Annotated in this window: 14 protein-coding genes; 7 read left to right on the forward strand and 7 right to left on the reverse strand. The window is 55.3% G+C overall.

Annotation, left to right across the window (positions count from 1 at the left end):
• Nucleotides 1-12 precede the first annotated feature (12 nt).
• On the reverse strand, nt 13-1,023 hold the full coding sequence (locus Pyrde_RS01125) for an ABC transporter permease (protein ID WP_055407484.1): 1,011 nt from the start codon (nt 1,021-1,023) through the stop codon (nt 13-15).
• 380 nt (nt 1,024-1,403) lie between these two features.
• Between Pyrde_RS01125 and Pyrde_RS01130 the strand changes: the two genes are divergently transcribed.
• Nucleotides 1,404-1,607 carry a hypothetical protein gene (locus tag Pyrde_RS01130; protein WP_082419636.1) on the forward strand — a complete coding sequence of 68 codons (204 nt, stop codon included), beginning with the start codon at nt 1,404-1,406 and terminating at the stop codon, nt 1,605-1,607.
• Here Pyrde_RS01130 and Pyrde_RS01135 read toward each other — a convergent pair.
• Nucleotides 1,597-2,364, reverse strand: coding sequence for a sulfide-dependent adenosine diphosphate thiazole synthase (locus Pyrde_RS01135; RefSeq protein ID WP_055410576.1), 768 nt, complete (start codon nt 2,362-2,364; stop codon nt 1,597-1,599). The two genes, Pyrde_RS01130 and Pyrde_RS01135, sit on opposite strands and share 11 nt — an antisense overlap.
• A gap of 432 nt (nt 2,365-2,796) precedes the next feature.
• Between Pyrde_RS01135 and Pyrde_RS01140 the strand changes: the two genes are divergently transcribed.
• Nucleotides 2,797-4,167, forward strand: a complete 1,371-nt coding sequence (locus tag Pyrde_RS01140; protein ID WP_055407488.1) for a bifunctional hydroxymethylpyrimidine kinase/phosphomethylpyrimidine kinase — start codon at nt 2,797-2,799, stop codon at nt 4,165-4,167.
• Between the two features lie 15 nt (nt 4,168-4,182).
• Here the strand turns inward: Pyrde_RS01140 and Pyrde_RS01145 are convergent, their stop codons facing one another.
• Nucleotides 4,183-5,004: an ABC transporter permease gene (locus tag Pyrde_RS01145; RefSeq protein WP_197272697.1), complete on the reverse strand. Its 822-nt coding sequence runs from the start codon at nt 5,002-5,004 to the stop codon at nt 4,183-4,185.
• A gap of 5 nt (nt 5,005-5,009) precedes the next feature.
• Nucleotides 5,010-6,179 carry an ATP-binding cassette domain-containing protein gene (locus Pyrde_RS01150; protein WP_231656765.1) on the reverse strand — a complete coding sequence of 390 codons (1,170 nt, stop codon included), beginning with the start codon at nt 6,177-6,179 and terminating at the stop codon, nt 5,010-5,012.
• 33 nt (nt 6,180-6,212) lie between these two features.
• Between Pyrde_RS01150 and Pyrde_RS01155 the strand changes: the two genes are divergently transcribed.
• Nucleotides 6,213-6,431 (forward strand): hypothetical protein, encoded by a 219-nt coding sequence (locus Pyrde_RS01155; protein ID WP_055407490.1) that lies wholly within the window; start codon nt 6,213-6,215, stop codon nt 6,429-6,431.
• Between the two features lie 133 nt (nt 6,432-6,564).
• Here the strand turns inward: Pyrde_RS01155 and Pyrde_RS10550 are convergent, their stop codons facing one another.
• Nucleotides 6,565-6,768 carry a hypothetical protein gene (locus tag Pyrde_RS10550; RefSeq protein WP_143522189.1) on the reverse strand — a complete coding sequence of 68 codons (204 nt, stop codon included), beginning with the start codon at nt 6,766-6,768 and terminating at the stop codon, nt 6,565-6,567.
• Nucleotides 6,769-6,951: 183 nt separating this feature from the next.
• On the opposite strand from Pyrde_RS10550, the gene Pyrde_RS01160 reads away from it, so the two are divergent.
• Together Pyrde_RS01160 and Pyrde_RS01165 are read left to right on the forward strand one after the other, a co-directional pair.
• Nucleotides 6,952-7,290 carry a tunnelling fold family protein gene (locus Pyrde_RS01160; protein ID WP_055407492.1) on the forward strand — a complete coding sequence of 113 codons (339 nt, stop codon included), beginning with the start codon at nt 6,952-6,954 and terminating at the stop codon, nt 7,288-7,290.
• 58 nt (nt 7,291-7,348) lie between these two features.
• Nucleotides 7,349-8,077: a nucleotidyltransferase family protein gene (locus Pyrde_RS01165; RefSeq protein WP_055407493.1), complete on the forward strand. Its 729-nt coding sequence runs from the start codon at nt 7,349-7,351 to the stop codon at nt 8,075-8,077.
• Here Pyrde_RS01165 and Pyrde_RS01170 read toward each other — a convergent pair.
• Nucleotides 8,074-8,367 (reverse strand): transcriptional regulator, encoded by a 294-nt coding sequence (locus Pyrde_RS01170; protein WP_055407494.1) that lies wholly within the window; start codon nt 8,365-8,367, stop codon nt 8,074-8,076. The two genes, Pyrde_RS01165 and Pyrde_RS01170, sit on opposite strands and share 4 nt — an antisense overlap.
• Before the next feature lie 87 nt (nt 8,368-8,454).
• Here Pyrde_RS01170 and Pyrde_RS01175 point away from each other — a divergent pair, with 87 nt between their 5' ends.
• Nucleotides 8,455-8,904, forward strand: coding sequence for an acyl-CoA thioesterase (locus Pyrde_RS01175; RefSeq protein ID WP_055407495.1), 450 nt, complete (start codon nt 8,455-8,457; stop codon nt 8,902-8,904).
• Here the strand turns inward: Pyrde_RS01175 and Pyrde_RS01180 are convergent.
• Entirely contained in the window at nt 8,901-11,285 is a 2,385-nt protein-coding gene (locus Pyrde_RS01180) for a beta-propeller domain-containing protein (RefSeq protein WP_082419380.1), read from the reverse strand. The two genes, Pyrde_RS01175 and Pyrde_RS01180, sit on opposite strands and share 4 nt — an antisense overlap.
• 640 nt (nt 11,286-11,925) lie before the next feature.
• On the opposite strand from Pyrde_RS01180, the gene Pyrde_RS01185 reads away from it, so the two are divergent.
• Nucleotides 11,926-14,427 carry a hypothetical protein gene (locus Pyrde_RS01185; protein ID WP_143522190.1) on the forward strand — a complete coding sequence of 834 codons (2,502 nt, stop codon included), beginning with the start codon at nt 11,926-11,928 and terminating at the stop codon, nt 14,425-14,427.
• Nucleotides 14,428-14,521: the final 94 nt, after the last annotated feature.

The raw sequence follows: 14,521 nt of genomic DNA on the forward strand, positions 1-14,521 counted from the left end.
TCGGTCGCCCTCCTAGTAGCGTACACGCGGGTCGAGGAGCGCGTAGAGGAGGTCCACTATGAGGCTCACGAGCCCGACTATGAACGCGAACACTATGACTACGCCCTGTATAGCGGGGTAGTCGCGGTACTGTATCTTCTCCACCAGGTAGGTGCCGATACCAGGCCAGTCGAAGGTAGTCTCTGTCAGCACGGCGCCGCCTAGGAGGAGCGCGAACTGAAGCCCAGCATAGGTCACGACAGGTATTATAGCGTTGCGGAACGCATGCCAGGTTATCCTCCTCTCCCTCACACCACGGGCCCGGTAGGCAAACACGAAGTTAGACTCGAGCGCGACGGCGAGGTGGTTGCGGAGAAGCCTGGTATAAGGCCCGCTAAGCACTATGCCCAGCGTTAGCGCCGGGAGCACCAGGTGTGCGAGCGCGCTACGCAGCGCCTCAAAGTTCCCCGTAAGGATCGAGTCAACGACATAGAGCCCAGTGATCTCGTGCAGTTCTATTCCAGGGTCAATCCTCCCGCTGACAGGGAGCCAGCCGAGCCATATAGCGAAAACTAGCTGCAGGAGTAGGCCGAGCCATGGGATGAACAGGGTGTAGGATACTGCACCGTAAATGCGGAGAACAATGTCGAGCTTCGTATCGCGCTTCAGCCCGGCTAGGAGCCCCGTAGAGAGCCCGATGGCTAGGCTTACAAGCATGCCAGCTACAGCGAGCTCTACCGTGGCGGGCAGCCTCTCCGCTATGTCAGCTGCTATAGACCGCCCCCTAATCACAAGGCTCGTACCCAAGTCGCCATGGAGCACACCTGCAAGATAGTCTATGTACTGTATGTAAAGAGGCTTGTCGAGCCCAAGCTGTCTCCTCATTTCGACGAGCTGCTCCTCTGGTATATTCTTAGTCCCAAGAGCTGCTGCTATCGGGTCGCCGGGTAGTACGCGGAGTATAAAGAACGTGACAGTATACAGTATGAGGACAGTAGGTATAATTAGTGCTGCACGTACAGCTATGTACCGTAACAGCCCCATGGAGCCTCTACGCCTCCCATTGTGGCCGGGCGCTCGGCCCCCATTTGCCCACGGCAAACACAGAATAATCAAGAGGGGTAATTATAGCGTGGCGTGTCGTCGTGGGGCCTCGGGTCCTGCCGGGATCCCCATAGCTGTTCCTACGTCGGTGGTGAGACTAGAGTCCTCATAGGCCCCACGAGTGTCGTGTATATCGGCTACACTAAAGTATGTAATCAGTAAGCATGCAGCAGTCATTATTGTAATCATGGTAGACGAAGAGTATGATGTATGATGAACTTACCATGAACCTTACTATACCCAGGTAAACAACGCTTTATAACCAACTTATCTACTGATTTATTACTCGGTTTCAATGATGTAGGCACTGGGTGATACTATTGCCCTTCCAGCTCTCGACTGACCGCAGAGTCTACCGCTGTACGGTCTGTGGCAGGATAACGACGAAACCTATACTCTACAAGACTTGTTGCATGAATCGGCCGGTAGTTTTCTGTAGCAAGGTCTGTGCCGAGAAATGGATCCGTGAGTGGATGAGGAGGCAGGAGCAGTTTAGGCGTGGAGGCCCCTTAGTTAGGCTCTGAGATCCTCAGCTATGATCTCTGCTATCTTCTTACCGGACAACAACATACCAGCAAATATTGGGCCCATCCGTGGTAGATTGTAGAGCGCGGCTACAGCCATGCCGGCAACGTAAAGTCCTGGGAGTACGCGGCCCGTCTTCTCGACGACGAGCTTCTCGGCCTCCTCTGCGTATGCCGACTTCTCGCCGGGTATAATCAGCTCAGCCTCTGGAACCTTCCTTGAGAAGACACTAAGCACCTCGGCATCGTGGCCAGTGGCATCTACAACTGCTCTACTGTAGACGAAGAGGGGGTCGACATGGAGCCCAGACATAATCACGGCACTCCATTGTATGGCTACGCCTACAACTCTTAGCGGGTCGTACCGTATTATCACATCGTCCACTTGTACACCGTGTATTATCCTCGCTCCTGCGTCTATAGCATGTGCAGCTAGCTTAGCCATGAGCTCTGCTGCGTCAACGACATAGAGGTCGTTACGTTTCTGGTATCTTACCCTGAAGTCTTCTAGTATTGGTACGGTTTTCTCGTCAACTACTATCTTGTGGAATAGCATCCCACCACCGCCTATACCCCCGCCGAAGCTGAGCCTTCTCTCAAAGACGACTACCCGTAACCCCTTCTCGGCCAGGTACCTTGCAGCAGTCATTCCCGCCGGTCCAGCACCAACAATGACTACGTCAACGTTAGCTATTTCGGCCCACTCTTCGGCTGTAGCTGTGACTATAGTCCGAGTAATCTTCGTCTCGAGTGGCACCTCCAAGACTATGACCCTCAAGTCCACCCATAGCCATTATTACTGGGTTAAATGTAACACTATAACCAGGTTCTGTGTTGTAGTATGTGTAATACACTTAAAAGACGCATATAGCTGTAAAGCCGCATATAATAGTATATACAATTCCGGCTGGTAGAGTGTCCAAATAAGGTATGTCCATAATATAGGTATAATCCAAGCTTGTAATAACGATGTATATAGTTATGCTCTACAATGCAACCATTTATCGGGGCCTTGCTCGTAATGGATACGGAGTTACTAGATGTGATAAAACGTTATGAATGATGAGTGATCGAGGTGCATGGTGGGCTAGAGCAGAGCGAAAGGTATACACGGCGTGACAGCCTAGATATTACTACCAGGCTTTCTAGGCCTAGATGACCGGGTTCTCTTCGGAGGGCGTTCTAGACCTTGAAATCCCGAAGAGTAGCTGTAGCGTTGACTATTGCTGGGAGTGATTCCGGCGGCGGTGCGGGGATAGAGGCAGATCTCAAGACATTTGCCGCCTTGGGTGTGCATGGAGTAGTAGCGATTACTAGCGTGACTGCACAGAACACACTCGGGGTCTACGCTGTACACGACATACCTCCGGAGATCGTGGCTAAGCAGATAGAGGCTGTCGCAGAAGACATAGGTGTCAATGCTGCTAAGACCGGTATGCTGAGCAGTAGCGAGATAATAGTTGCTGTGGCCTCTACGCTCCGCCGGTACGACTTCCCCCTCGTCATAGACCCAGTTATGGTGGCTAAGAGTGGGGCCCCACTCCTAAAACCGGATGCAGTCGAGACCCTGGTAAAGGAGCTTATCCCCAGGGCTACGCTCGTAACGCCAAACAGGATGGAGGCTGAGAAGCTAACTGGGATAATGATTAGGAGTCTTGACGATGCCAGGAGGGCTGCCAGGAGGATCGTGGAGGAGTATGGGGCAGAGGCGGCGATAGTCAAGGGGGGCCACCTAGACGGCGACGAGAGCGTAGACGTGCTATACTACCGTGGAAGGTATAGGGAGTACCGCGCGCCGAGGATAAAGAACGGCTGCACCCATGGTACTGGCTGCTCGTTCTCGGCCGCGATAGCCGCTGAGCTAGCAAAAGGCAGGGAGCTAGAGGAGGCTGTGGAGACAGCCAAGAGGCTCATAACGATGGCCATAGACTACGGGCTGAGGATCGGCGGCGGGCACTGCCCTGTCAACCCAATGGCGTGGCTTGAGATCGACGCGTGGAGGTGGAGGGTTGTAAAGAGTGTCGAGGAAGCTCTTGCGAGGCTCTTGTCTAGCGAGGAACTAGTACTACCCTACGCCCCCGAGGTGGGCATAAACATTGCAGAGGCCTTGCCGTACCCCTACGCCAGGAGTATAGGCGACGTTGCTGGTGTGCTCGGCCGCGTAGTGAAGACTCCCCGGGGGCTACGCGCCGGCGGCCCCGTGGCTCTGGGCGCCTCGAACCATCTTGCACGGCTAGTGCTGGCGGTGATGCGGCACGCCCCCTGGCTGAGGGCAGTGGTCAACATACGATATGTTCCGGAGCTAGTTGAGGCGGCAGAGAACCTAGGCTACCGGGTTGCCCGTGTGGACCGTAGCAGGGAGCCCGTGGAGATCCGGGCAAGGGAAGGAGGCACGATGGAGTGGATAGCTGAGAGCGTGTTCAGCGAGATAGTGGCAGATGTGGTGTACGACGAGGGCGGCTGGGGCAAAGAGCCGATGATCAGGGTCTTCGGTGAGAACGCTGTAGCGGCGGTGGAGAAACTATTATCGATCGTGGAGCGTGCTGAGCGCCGGCGATAGAAGGCCTACCGGGTGTTATGCTATGTAGGTCTTACTGAACTTGGCCACAGCTGCTAGGGTGAACACGCCTGTCACTACTGCTAGTCCTAGCGCGTCTAGGGCTAGTGGTAGCGTGTGCACACCGTACATGAGCCCTCGGGTGAGGTCGACAGCGTAGGTCAGCGGGTTGACGTAGGCTATCGCCTTTACCCAACCGGGCAGCGGGTCCAGGGGGTAGAAGGCGCCGCTGAGGAACAGCATAGGCATCATCACCAGGTTCACGACCATGTGGAAGCCCTCTGGGCTCTTCATCGAGAGCGCTATGAGCGTGCCTATGCTTGCGGAGGCGTAGGCGGCTACGAGGGCGGCTGCTAGTCCTGCCAGTATCCCCCGCGGGCTCGTGTAGTCTGCTGCCAGCGAGACCAGCAGCGCCATCAAGGTACCCTGTATCATGGTGGCTAGGGTGTCCCCCGTTATGCGGCCGAGGAGCACGGCGCTACGCGGGGCCGGCGAGACTAGTATCTCCTTCAGGTAGCCGAACTCCCTGTCCCATATCACGCCTAGGCCGCTGCCGAAGCCACCGGTGAAGACAGTCATCACTATGATGCCTGGCGCTAGGTACTCGAGGTAGCTGAGCCCGCCAAACATACGTGTAGCCATCGGCCCGAGCTGGTTGAAGGCAACGCTCCACCCGTAGCCGAAGAAGACTAGCCACATCAGCGGGAAGATCACCGCGTTCGCTACTCTGCTACGGGCGCCCCGGAAGCGCAGGAGCTGCCGGTAAGCCATAGCTGTGAATGCTTGGAGCCAGCTCGGCGAGCCCCGCTCCATGGCCTTCTCCTCCACACTCATGGCCATCTTGTTTAGCCTCTCCGTGCGTGGATGCGTAGACGCATGTAGTCCCGCCAGTCTCCCTCCTCGTCGCGGAGGCTGCGCCCCGTGAGCCTGACAAACACGTCGTTGAGGCTGGGCCGGGTGTAGCGTACCTCACGCACCTCTAGCCCAGCAGCGCGGGCGGCTTCGAGGACCTGGGGTACGAGCCGAGGCGCGTCGCGGGCTACGAGCACCACAGTGGAGCCGGCGACAGTCACCGTGTCGGCGAGGCTCTTCTCGCGGAGAAGCCTGGCGAGCCTCTCCGCGGACTCCCTGGTGTCGAGCGTGATGTATACCGTGTCGCCGCCTACGAGGCTCTTCAGCTCCTCCGGCGAGCCCTCCGCGATAATCCTACCGTGGTCTATTATCGCTATCCTGTCGCAGAGCCTCTCAGCCTCGTCCATGTAGTGTGTCGTGAGGAACACGGTTACGCCCTGGCGGCGTAGCCCCTCTATGACCTCCCATACCTTCATCCGGGCCTGGGGGTCGAGGCCGATGGTCGGCTCGTCGAGGAAGAGTACCTCGGGCTCATTGAGCAGCGCCCGGGCTATCTCTAGCCGCCTTATCATACCGCCGCTGAAGCTCCGTAACGGCCTGTGCATGTGCTCGCGGAGCCCGACGAGCTCTAGCAGCTCTGGTATACGCTGCTCGACTACGCGGCGAGGGAGCCCGTAGATAAGCCCGTGTATCAACATGTTCTGCCACGCAGTAAGATCCCGGTCCACAGTAGGCTCCTGGAACACCACGCCTATCCGCTCCCGGACCCGCTGAGGCTCACGGAGCACATCGTAGCCGGCTACCAGTGCGCGGCCGCCGCTAGGCCGTATCAGCGTGATGAGCATCCCTATGGTCGTGGTCTTCCCGGCCCCGTTGGGCCCGAGGAGCCCGTAGACTATGCCGTGCTTTACGCGGAAGCTTATCCCCTTTACCGCCTCGAACCCGTTGTAGCTCTTCCTTAGATCCTCAGCGACAACCACGTAGTTCTTCATGAACTCATGCCCCTTCCAGAGCCTCCCAGGGGCTAGCCCTCTAGGGGGTGGACCACTAAAACACATATCGGCAGTCGATACATCGACCGGGAATGCCTCTTCCACGTGATACCCGGGGAGTACAGGAAACCAGGCCAGCCCTAGGGCTAACTCGTCAAAACGTAACACCATAGAGATACAATATTCCCCGGGGCCAGAACAGCCATGAGACACAGCATAATACTCTACACGCCCAGCATAGACCAGGGCATAGAAAGGCTCGTAGAGAGGCTCCAGAAGCTCGGCTACAGGGTAGAGCTGCGCCGTGCAGCAGACGCCGACGCGCCGGCGCTAGAGGGCCCCTTTGGGATAGTAAGGGGCTCAAAGAACATCAGTATCGTTGTACGGCAGCTAGAGTTACTAAAACATCGTGAAAGAAAATAGTCCTAGGCAGGAGATAGCTACTCCTTTCCTTCCTCGAGATCCCTTATACGTTCATCTATCTCCCGTATCTGCTCGTCAATCATCTTTCTTATAGTCTCTAGCCAGCGGCGCTGGGCTCTTAGCATCTCTAGCTTCATCTCTGGGTTAAGCCTGCCCCACGGCCCCGGGATAGGCGGTATAGCCTATAGCATCGGGGCGGCAGGTAATGGATGGCGAACTCGTCGGGCGACGGCGGTGAGGCTTCTTCGCCGCCGGTACCCTGTGGTTGCTTGCCTCTTCTTTTCCCGCGGCCCCAGCCATAGCCGTAGCCAGGGCCCTGCCAAGGCCACCAAGCCAAAACTCTACACACCAGACAGGTAGTACCAGACTAATACAACACAAGTAAACAGTATATACATGTGTGCCCGGCAAGAACCCTTGGGGTCTGAACGTCATTTTGCGAGAGTTAGGATCTTTGCTTCCCTACAGATACTAGGTATTATAATCTGGTTTTAGGTAACGTAGCTCTCCGGGGCTGGTGATGGCAGAAATCCGCGTCGTCCAGGGAGCTGAAGCAATTAGCAGGGTCACGCTCCGCTCGGTAATAGAGGCTGTTTGCCCGTTGACTGGACTGGTAGACCGCTACAATGTCGAGGTAGAGTATAGTCCTGGGGAGGAGAGGCTCTACATAGAGGCCTATAGCTTCCAGGAGTACCTCGAGAGCTACCGCGGTAAGAGAATATACCAGGAGGAGCTGGCAGCCAAGATAGCACACGATGTCTGCCGTGCAGCCCAGCCTCGCTGGGTCAGGGTAACTCTTGTTGGAACTCACGGCTCTGTCGAGATAGAAGCTGAGCACCGGATAGAATGTGAGAAATAAAGCGTAGAAGACTTAGTGCGGGGAATAGTGTATTAACAAAGAGTACGGTGTAACATGCGTGGCTAAGGCTGTAATCCTCGCTGGTGGTTTTGGTAAGAGGCTTCGTCCCCTCACCGAGGACCGGCCGAAGCCTCTAGTCGATGTCGCGGGGAGGCCGATAATCGAGTGGCAGATACTCTGGCTCCGCAGTCACGGGGTACGAGAGTTTGTTATCCTCCTTGGCTACAAGTGGGAGCGGCTCGTGGAGAGGCTGGGTAGTGGCCAACGGCTAGGCGTAAGAATAGCCTATGTGGTCGAAGATGAGCCCCTTGGGACGGGGGGCGCGATTAAGAACGCTGAGCACCTCCTAAAGGGCGAAGACTACTTCATAGTCTTGAACGGTGACATAATAACAAACCTCGATGTCAACAGGCTGGTCGCAAAGCTGGCAAACAGCAAGGACGCACTAGTAGCTATGGCGCTCGTACCGCTCCGCAGTCCCTACGGCGTAGTAGAGCTAGACCAGGAAGACCACATAGTAAGGTTCGTCGAGAAGCCGACGCTAGACTACTGGATAAATGCAGGCGTCTACGCCATGAAGCCCGGAGTCCTCGACTACCTGCCTGAGAAGGGCGACATCGAGCGTACCGCGTTCCCCCGGCTAGCGGAGGAGCGTCGCATCCTAGGAGAACGATTCACAGACGCCTACTGGCGCAGTATCGATACGATAAAGGACCTCGAAGAGGCGGCTAGGCAGATAGAGGCTCTCCGTTTTGAGGAAAAATTCGCCCAGGAGGACAAAGGCTAGCTTTCCTGTTTCTTCTCGGCCTCTTCTAGCTCCTTCTCAAGCCTCTTGAGCTCCTCCTCTAGCTCCCGCTCTATCTCCTCTATGGGCTTTGGCGGTGGCGTGGTAGCTAGTGTGTAGCCTATCCAGGCCAGTATCCCGAAGACTCCAGCGACGGCGATAAATGCTGTCAACTTTAGCAGGAACATGTCGATGCCTGGACGTGGTGGCGCGAATAGTAGCCAGCCATACACGAGTATAACCAGTATCGACACTACCACGAGCAGCGTGCCCACAGTCTTGTCGGAAGCCATTTCTCTCCACCGCTTAGACGTGCATAGAACCTATGTTATAAAATCCTTCCAGCAGCTAGCCCGGGCCCTCTAGGGGCCCTGAGAGCAATGACTGAGAAGCCACTATTCACAGCCCGGTACCGCGTGCATTGGAGCGAGACGGACGCGGCGGGGATAATGCACTTCAGCAACTTCTTCCGCGTCCTCGAGCGCTGCGAGGAAGACCTCCTAGCCAGCCTCGGACTCATAGACAGGGTCATAGGCCACGGCATACCACCCATCGCGTTCCCCAGGGTCCACGCCGAGTGCCGCTATACTGCTCCACTACGGCTCGCAGACGCCTATCGCGTCGAGATAACAGGGATAGAGCTGGGCAGGACAAGCATAACCTACAGGTTCCGAATAGTCAACGAGACCCTAGGCAAGGTCTCAGCAGAGTGCAGCATAGTAGCAGTAGCCTACAGCATCCACGAGGGCAAGACTATACCCATTCCCGAGGAGATGAGGAAGAAGCTACTCGATATAGGAGCAGTCGAGAAAAACAGGGAAGGAGGCTAGCTCTTCCCCGGCTCCCCTGCTATAACGACTTCCACCGGCTCTATGTAGGGCCTATCCTCCGGCCCCAGCCTGACGATGCCGATAACCGTTACCTTCTCGTCCTTCCCGGGCACCGGGCCCATGATGGCTGCCACGTATATCCTCCTAGTACCGTCGTCGAGGACCCAGTCGCTCCGAGTGACTGGCGGCGGCTCGTCTAGCCCAGTCCAGCGCAGAGACACTCCCCTAACGACTACGGGCTTGCCGCTGTAGCTCTCCGGGTTTGCACGTATATCGCGTACTGTGACCTCTGTGGGCCGGGGCGCGTAGGCTATGGGCTCTAGCGTCTCAGCGTCATATGCCTTTACCCTGGGGTAGCTCTCGGGCGCTACCGTGTACAACGTGTCGCCTATGTATAGGCTCCTCGCCGCGCCCATATGGAGTAGCAGTGCTCTCAGCTCTAGGTCGCCCCTCTCCGTGTCTAGCTTTACTATTGCTACCCCGTTCCTCCTAGCACCGATCTCGGCGATGCCCTCTGGTGTCTCGCGGTACTCCTGGCTCCAGCCCTCTACGGGTATCATTACGTAGCCATGGCGCATGTCGAGGGTGAAGGCGCGGTGGCCCCAGCGCGGGTCTAGCACATGGCTCCAGGCATACCTCCAGTCGCCTCCTATGTACACCCGGTCTAGCACCTTTATCTTAGCGTCCCCCATCACCTTGTATAGGCTGATGCGCACCTTGGAGTCCTCGCGGCCGACTCCTATCAGCAGCGTGTTGTTGACTGGGTGGAGGTACTCGTCGAAGCCTGGTGCCTCGATGTAGCCTAGGACTCGTGGCTTCCTGGGGTCGGCGAGGTCGATGACGAAGAGAGGGTCTATCTGCCGGAAGGTTACCAGGTATAGCCTGGGGCCTAGAAACCGGGCAGCGTGCACTCTCTCGTTGAGCACTATCTCGTCTACACGGCCTATCTCGTCAAGGGTCTCGGCATCCAGTATGTAGAGGCCTACCCGCGTCCTCCACTGTTTATCACTCCAGTCCTGTTCCTCTACAACTATCCTTAGCGTGCCGTTATACTCGTCTATCATCCACTGCTTCCGGGCGATACCGGGTATCACAGTGCTGGCCTCCGGCTCTAGCCGGGGCCCCGGCTCTACAGAGACCCCTACGAGGAGGCTCTTCGTGCCCCGCGGCTGGGCTTTTTCCATCCTCTCGGCTATCTCCGCGAGGGTGGCGTTTACGCGGTCTCCTAGGATGGCGTGTAGCTCCTCTATACCGGGCAGTACTAGGTAGAGACTCCCGGTAGCGGACATGTACATGGTGGAGGGCGGTGCGCCCACTATGGTCAGCGTCGCTGCGCTCCCGGTGTCGAGGCTGAACGCCGCTACTATAGTCTCTATGGGCTCTAGGCTAGCCACTATAGGTGGCTCTGGCACAGGTATAATCCTGGCGGCCCCAGCGTCGGCTTCCAGTATGACGGGTCTCACGATCATGGAGGCCTCTGTGACCAGTACCAGGGTCTGGTTGTAGAGGCGTGCGTCGTAGAACCTGCCTGTTATGCTCCGCATCCACCGCAGCTTCATGCTGGTATCGAGGCTTATTACCCATGTGCGGCTCTCTAGCGGCCAGGGGCTCCGGTACTCATCGGCGATGACCACTAGCCCGTCCTCGGTCATGTAGACGCCTCTAACGACTATATGGTGCTGTACTGGGGCCACGGGCTCGGTGTACCCGCTACCCGATACGAGTACGAGATTCTCGTCGCCGACAATCTCGAGTACTGCTTTGCGTATGTCGTAGACAGCGGCTAGGCTGAGGCTCCCGGCAGGGTAGGCCCGGTATAGCTCAACGACGTCCCTGTGCAGCACGGCTATGTGTGTCCTGTTGGTCTTCACTACGTCTGGTTCATCGATGCCGGCTACCTGGATGTTAGTAGTGCTGTACTCTGGGGCTGCCCTGGCCTCAGCTGGCGCTGTGGAGGGCATAGGTGTAACAGCAGTAACTGTGGCTGTTAGTGGGCGTACGAGAGTCTCTACGACAGTAGTTTCGAAAACTCCTGGAGTCATGTAGAAGGCTGAGCCGCCCATCGCCCTGTAGATCGATGAAAGGGTCTCGAGGCTCTCCCAGGACGCCCTATAGCCGTAGCTAGTCCAGACAAGCTCTAAGGTCGCGTTGGAGGGCTCTGGAGCGCCGGTGGCGGGAGCCTCTACACCAGTCCAGGTGACCGGAGGCTGGACCCCCGTAGCTGTCTCGGCAGTCTCCGTCTCTACACTTTCCGGAGGCTCTGGGCCAGGCGGTTCAGATTTAAACATGCTAACGGCTAGGCCTAGGGCGTAGCCGGCGGTGAAACCAGCCAACGCTACGAGCAGGACCAGAACCACTACTCTATCTCGACTAGTCCACATGTCTTGTCCTCACCTTGTAGAAAAGAAGCGGAGGCTACTCTAGTGTAGAGCTAAAGCCCCACGTCTACTACTCCGAAGACTCCAGCCTAATATCGGGGGTGTATCTCTGGTAGCCATCAGGGAGCGGGGTTTAGGCAGGGTCAGGTAGATATGCAGTGGAGTCTCGAGTACCTTGAGGCTACCACGATTCTATAATATCTTGGCATGGGATGGGCTAAGTGTCTTAGGTCTCGCCGGAACATCATCATAACCTAATCCATTACATTTCCTCCTGGTGGCAATCAATCGTCAATGACAACATTTACAGTCGCCTCCACCTTATCAATTCGTAGAGGTCTGCACGGTGTGGAATGCGGCCATGATGTTGAGTCAATGAGTAGCCTCGGAGCTGGGCTTTTTCTAAGTCATGGATTATGATGGTGTTGTGACAGAATTTAATTTACAATAGTGAACTATAGCTTAGCGTGCTTGAATTTGGTGTTTAAATTCACCAGGATCTATCTCTGATGACAGCTGTCGATGTTGCGTTACCTAGAAGTTTCCCAGCTCCAACGGTACTGATTCATAACTGATAGAGAACAGCCTTATAGTCCTAGCTCCTAGCAATACTGCTACCTTGTGTGGAGGCAGGGTGAGCATGATGACGCGGGCTAGAGGGCTTCTAATCCTTGCTCTACTACTGGTTGCTACGTCGACAATAGCAGCAAGGGCAGCAGAAGTAGCAGTGGTAGATAGTGAGCCTCAGCCACCACAGCTCTTCAACGCGACATCGGTCTACAATGATTCTAGCGAGTTCGACGGCTATGCAGACATGGCGCTAGTCGTAGTAAACAAGACTTCTACCGGGGTTGATCTGATACTGGAGCTCAGTCAGCCACTACCCGATCCGGCGACCGAAACCGACCCTATAACCCGGCGTATTGACGTTCCGGTTATACTCGGGCCTAAACCACCTATAGATGCGGATGCACAATCCTATGGCGTGACTATTTACTGTACAATAGAGTCGTCTCCGTCAGGGACGACAAATACTAGCAGCCTTCCCGACACAGCTACTTGTCTGCTAGATACAAGCCGCGGAAAGATAGTAATCGGCATAAACATGTCGTCACCCGTGATTCCAACAGGAAACTTCTACATAACCATAGCTCCATGGGTAAATATAACGGTTATAGATGCCGTAGATAATGCAACGAATCTAGCAATAGATCCTCTTAACTCGACAACAGTAACAATAACCGTGGATGGTGATCCTTCGGATTGGAACGCTGTAGCTGGTTCACCTAACCTAATCTCTGTCGCGGACGCGGATTCTGTCAATGAATACGACTTTGCTGATGTTGTAAACACGTCATATATAGCAATACTCCCGGGTAGCGGCTACTATACACTCTACGCTCTGGTAGAGTTGAATGGTACATTGGGCGCGCCTTATGCGGTACCACCATATATTATGCTTTACATCAATGCATCCTATAGCTATAATAATGGAACGATAACAGGTGTTGAACCGCTCATACTTAGACTCGATAAGGACAACCTATGGATATACAATGCCTCTATGAGTCTAGTGCTAGGTCCTATTGCTAATGGTACTAGCTATTACAATATTAGTATGTCCGGTAAGTACATAGAGACCGGCGTCTATGAGCAGGCAATAGATGACGCCCTACGCGCCATCCTAAATCTAACGTCAACTGATACCCTAGATTCGTTGAACCTTACAATAACGGGGACCGAGATAGTTACGCTAATCAATGATAACCCCCTAGGTGCTGAGCTTAGGCCCGATCTACAGCCGGTATACATAGCTATAGCCCGTAGCCCAGAGAGCGGTGAAAGCTACTTTGTGAAGCCAGTGACCGAGTACTATAATGTCTGTATAGCAGCTGGCGACAGCTACCAGGTGAGCGGCGCAGTTACGAACATATCACTGGTAAACACTGATACCACTAACGCGTGTATCTCAATCCTACTCTACAATACCAGCCCACTAGGCCTCGAGGAGCTAGGTATACCAGGCATAACGTTCAACGAGTTCTACTACATCTCGAACACTGGCGGCTCCAACCTATCTGTAATCCTCGACATAGCTAATACGACAGCCGCGCTCGAGGAACTAGCATGGCTCGGCCTAGGCCTGGACGCAATCAAAGCAGTACTCCTGCCGCTCAACGAGACCTACGCCGGCTATATCAACATGGATACAGCATCAACTGTTAACATGTCCACCTGGGTATTCGCCCACACCCCTGTAGCAGTGGTACGACCGAGCTTTACCACATCTACAGTAGTAAAGGGTAATATCGCGAGGCATGTGTACACAGTCGAGAACCTTGACTACCTCTATCCTGTGTCCATAAGTATAGCTGCACCAGCAGACTATACTCTAAACGCTTCATTGCTAAACCTAGACTCTATGGGGCAACCAGGGTCGCTGGCCTCCATAGAGGCTAGTATCGATACGAGTATACTAAGCCCAGGCTACTACGAGGCGCTCATAAACTTCACCGACACGGGCAGCGGTGCTACTGGCAGTGCTCGGATGATTACAATAGTCGCCCCAGAGACGGCTACCGTAGTCTCATCATTGATTAGCGGCACTGGGACTATACTAGTGCCAGATATAGATGCCTCACTTGACGTAAACTCCACCGATACCGTGAATGTGACCGTGATAACACTCAATACCACAGCCGAGGCCCTTCCCGGAAAGCCGAGAGCCAAGCTCATAGCGGAGAAGTCGTTCGACGTAATAGTGGACAACACAACGGCGATAAACACTATACTCGTCAAGGTACGCTATACTGACAGCGATGTACAACGCTGGGGCGTCTACGAGGTCACTCTACGCCTCTATCGATGGGACCCAGTAGCCAAGAAGTGGATCAGGCTGAAAACAACTGGCGTAGACGTAGTGAACAATGTGATATGGGCTGAGGTTCAGCCAGACGAGCTAGTAGGTGCTCCCATCGCCCCTGCTGGTAGCCCAGCGCAACTCGTAGGCGGTGAGCTAGAGCTACCAGCAATGCCCACCGGCTCTAATGGTGGTATAAAGCCGGCTGTATTGCTGGCAGCCGGCTTTGCTGTAGTAGCTGCTATAGTGATGATGCGCCGGCATATGCGTCTAGGATTATCCTAGCTATTTTTCCACGTCTAGGCCCTTGTACAACTCCTCGAACGTTGTCCCATCTTCTCAGCCTCGTATGCTCTGGGAGTGTCTCGGCTCGATGCTG

Origin of the sequence: Pyrodictium delaneyi, from assembly GCF_001412615.1 — an archaeon.
GTDB classification, from domain to species: domain Archaea; phylum Thermoproteota; class Thermoprotei_A; order Sulfolobales; family Pyrodictiaceae; genus Pyrodictium; species Pyrodictium delaneyi.